Origin of the sequence: Bullifex sp. (assembly GCF_034103065.1) — a bacterium.
Lineage (GTDB): Bacteria > Spirochaetota > Spirochaetia > Sphaerochaetales > Sphaerochaetaceae > Bullifex.
This window is the reverse complement of sequence record NZ_JAXEGN010000200.1, coordinates 1-3,756: the sequence shown is the minus strand read 5'-3', so window position 1 is coordinate 3,756 and position 3,756 is coordinate 1. Positions and strand designations below refer to the sequence as shown.

Annotated in this window: 5 protein-coding genes; 3 read left to right on the top strand and 2 right to left on the bottom strand. The window is 31.9% G+C overall.

All coding sequences use genetic code 11. The features are described 5' to 3' along the window. The 3 genes from SOY52_RS07690 to SOY52_RS07680 form a co-directional block, all read left to right on the top strand. Positions 1-427, top strand: a 427-nt coding sequence (locus SOY52_RS07690; RefSeq protein WP_320848374.1) for a dicarboxylate/amino acid:cation symporter, incomplete at its 5' end; no start/stop codon positions are given. A gap of 124 nt (positions 428-551) precedes the next feature. Continuing rightward, complete coding sequence (locus SOY52_RS07685) at positions 552-1,883, top strand: MATE family efflux transporter (protein WP_320848373.1); 1,332 nt, start codon at positions 552-554, stop codon at positions 1,881-1,883. Further along, positions 1,870-2,715 (top strand): AraC family transcriptional regulator, encoded by an 846-nt coding sequence (locus tag SOY52_RS07680; protein ID WP_320848372.1) that lies wholly within the window; start codon positions 1,870-1,872, stop codon positions 2,713-2,715. Before SOY52_RS07685 ends, SOY52_RS07680 begins: the two co-directional genes overlap by 14 nt. On the opposite strand, the gene SOY52_RS07675 is transcribed toward SOY52_RS07680, so the two are convergent. Both SOY52_RS07675 and SOY52_RS07670 read right to left on the bottom strand, forming a co-directional pair. Further along, entirely contained in the window at positions 2,716-3,183 is a 468-nt protein-coding gene (locus SOY52_RS07675; RefSeq protein ID WP_320848371.1) for a GNAT family N-acetyltransferase, read from the bottom strand. A gap of 2 nt (positions 3,184-3,185) precedes the next feature. Beyond that, positions 3,186-3,578 carry an ATP-binding cassette domain-containing protein gene (locus SOY52_RS07670; protein ID WP_320848375.1) on the bottom strand — a complete coding sequence of 131 codons (393 nt, stop codon included), beginning with the start codon at positions 3,576-3,578 and terminating at the stop codon, positions 3,186-3,188. Between the last annotated feature and the right edge of the window lie 178 nt (positions 3,579-3,756).

Genomic DNA, 3,756 nt, shown 5'->3' with positions numbered 1-3,756 from the left:
ATCATCTGTTGGTACTCTTCCAATTAATATGAAGTGTGTTGATGATCTTGGTGGTGATAATCAAGTGTCCTCATTTGTATTACCGTTAGGTGCAACAATTAACATGGATGGTACGGCAATATATCAAGGTGTATGTGCAATCTTTATCGCATCGTGCTATGGAATCAATTTAACACTTCCTCAAATGCTTACTATTGTATTAACAGCAACATTAGCATCGATTGGTACTGCAGGTGTACCTGGTGCTGGTATGGTAATGCTTGCTATGGTTCTTTCATCAGTAGGACTTCCAATTGATGGTATAGCAATTGTTGCTGGTATCGATAGAATCTTTGATATGGGTAGAACAACTGTTAATATCACAGGTGATGCTGCTTGTGCATTAATTGTTTCAAACCTTGAGAAGAGGAGAAAGACCAGGAAGTAATACATAACAATCTGTTAATACCTCATCCAAATATCTTGGGTGAGGTAATTTTTTAACATAGCACGTTTTCAGAAGTTATTATCAATATAAAGCTCTACTATCTAGGATATAGGAGAGCGAGTTCATGGATATAACAATAATAAAAAACAACAAGGTAAAAGTAATACTTAGCTATGCAATACCTAGTATTATTTCAATGTTGTTAACAACATTAATTACTATTACTGATGGTTTTTTTACTGGAAATATTGTTGGTGAAGAAGCTTTAGCAGCAATAAATCTTGGTCTGCCAATTCTTTATTTATTTCTGGGCTTAGGATTATGTTTAGGAGTAGGTGGATCTGTAGTTGCTGGTCAGCTTTTAGGTGCTGAAAATGAAAAAAGAGCTTCTGAAGTATTTACTCAAACAATTGTATGTACACTTATTATATGTACTATTACATCAATAGTAGTATTTGCTTTATTTTCTCCAATATTAAACATATTAAGAGCAGAAGGTAATCTCGCAGTATACTTCACAAAATACTATCAAATAATGCTATTTGCTTATCCATTTATGGTATTAAGTACTACACTTGGAATATTCATCAGACTCAATGGAAAACCTCAATTTTGCATGTTTGTTAGTATATTGAATGCTCTATTAAACTGCATTTTAGATTATATTTTGATGGTAAAATTCAATATGGGTGTAACAGGTAGTGCATATGCATCACTATTTGTTCAAATTCTTTCTTGTATTCTTGAACTATTATATTTCTTTAAGAGTAGAGCGGGCTTGAAAATAAAAACATACAAATACGACAAAATGCTTACAAAACAAATGTTATTTAATGGCTCTTCAGAGTTTATTGGAGAGATGGCAAGTGCAATATCAATGTTTTCATTTAATTATGTTTTAATGCGTTATGTAGGAAAAGAAGGTGTTGCTGCCTTTACAACGCTTGGTTTTGCTGTCTATTGCTTTAGCATGATAGCAATAGGATTTGGACAAGGTATGTGCCCTCTTATTAGCATAATACAAGGAGCAAAGGATTTTAGCCTATCGATTGATATTAGAAAAATAACTAATAAAATAGTTACTTGTGTTGGCTTAATATTTGCTATTTCCTTTATATTTTTAGGAAGAGATTACGCCTCTTTATTTGGTTTAAGTATTACAACAAGCAATATGGTTATAGAAGGATTTTACTTTATGTCAATTTCATTTCTTCTGATGGGATATAATGTAATTAGTTCTATGTATTTCACCAGTTGTGGTGATGCAAAGTCCTCTGCAATTATTTCATCTCTTAGAGGAATAGTATTACTATTACTATTTACATATCTTTTTCCATACTTCTGGGGATTAAGAGGCATATGGGCAGCAGCTCCGATGACAGAGCTATTGACAGCTATAGTAACAACATATCTTATATTAAAGCATCGTAGGGGTGGTTTTGATGGAAGAGAATAAGAATATTGATAGCAATATCATCAACCAAGCAATTGAATACATATTTGAGCATATAGATGAAGATATCTGTGTTGATGATGTTGCCTCTCACTGTGCTTATTCTAAGTACCATTTAATGAGACTATTTAAAGAGCACACCGATGAGGCTTTATACCAATTTATTAAGCGTATTAGACTAGAAAGGAGTGCTTTAAAACTTAAAATAGAAAAAGAGAGAAGTATAACTGATATTGGAATTGATTATGGTTACTCCTCTTCAAATTTTGCAACAGCCTTTAAAAAGCAATTAAATGTGTCTCCAACAGACTTTAGACGTAATAGTGAAGAGATTGTTAAAAAGAGTTCTTTTTATCAAGAAAAATCAATAGAGGAGATAACCAATCCATCAAAATTAATTTCAATAGAGTATTTATCTCCGATTAAGGTACTATATGAAAGAAAAATAGGAAATTATCATGATCTTCCCTTAGCATGGAATAAATTTTTGGATAAATATGCTTCTTTCATTGATAATAAAACGACATTTATTGAATGTACTATCGATGACCCAACAATAACAGATGAAGATAAATGTATGTTTGAAATTTGTCTAACTGTTCCTGATAGTTTTAACGATGATACTCATTTAATTAAAACCTTTGAAGGTGGTAAATACGCGGTATATCACTTCAAAGGTTATCCACAATATATGTTTATGGTTTACCAAAAGGCTTTATGCAATTGGCTATACCAAACAGGAAATAGACTTGATGAAAGACCAACAATAGATATCTATCGCCTAATAAGAGCTGATGGCTATATGGAGATAGATATCTGTTTTCCTATAAAATAATTACTTGGCTAGAGTAATTAGGGTATCTCCTGTAACTCTGAAAATTGTCCAATCGGAGAGAGGTTTTGCCCCAAGAGATTGATAAAACTCTATACTAGGTGTATTCCAATCAAGACAGCACCATTCTAAGCGGCCACAACCTCTTTCAACAGTAATTTGAGCAAGTTTTTTTAAGATTGCTTTACCATAGCCCTTTTTTCTATATTCAGGAAGTACAAATAAGTCTTCTAAATGGATTCCTGCTCTACCTAAAAAGGTCGAAAAATTATAAAAGAAAAGAGCAAAACCAACTTCTTTATCTTCTTCAAGCACAAAGATTACTTCTGCTTTTTTATTATCAAAAATCCATTCCTCTAATAGCTTTTCTGTTGCAACTACTTCATTTTCTAAGTGTTCATATTTAGCTAGTTCTTTAATAAAACTTAAAATAAGAGCACAATCTTTTCTTTCTGCAAATCGAAAATCCATAATTATCTCCTTAGGTATTGGGCTGTGATAGTATTAGAGTTTTCAATCATCTCTTTTGGATTGCCAGTAAAGACAACTTCACCTCCCTTTGATCCACCATCAGGACCAATATCAATAATGTAATCAGCAAGTTTCATTACATCTGTGGTATGTTCAATTACAATAACACTATTACCTCTATCAATTATTGTTTCAAGGATATTTACAATCTTTTTTATATCAGCTGCATGAAGTCCTGTTGTTGGCTCATCTAAAATATAGATATTACCTTTCTTCTTTATATTTTGAGCAAGCTTTACTCTTTGTCGTTCTCCACCAGAGAATGTCGATAATGGTTGACCTAATGAAATATAAGATAAACCAACCTCAATTAATGTATCAAGCATTGCTTTAATCTTGTGGCTATAGTTAATTTTTGTTGAACTACGACATTATATGTCGTGGTAATGGGATTAATCTATGTTTAGGAGTATAAAATGAACATAGAAGAAATCATAACAAAGATAAAAGAATTACCAGAATTTGTTATTAATAAGATAGTCTCTATTTTACAAGAATATGATGTAGAGCTTA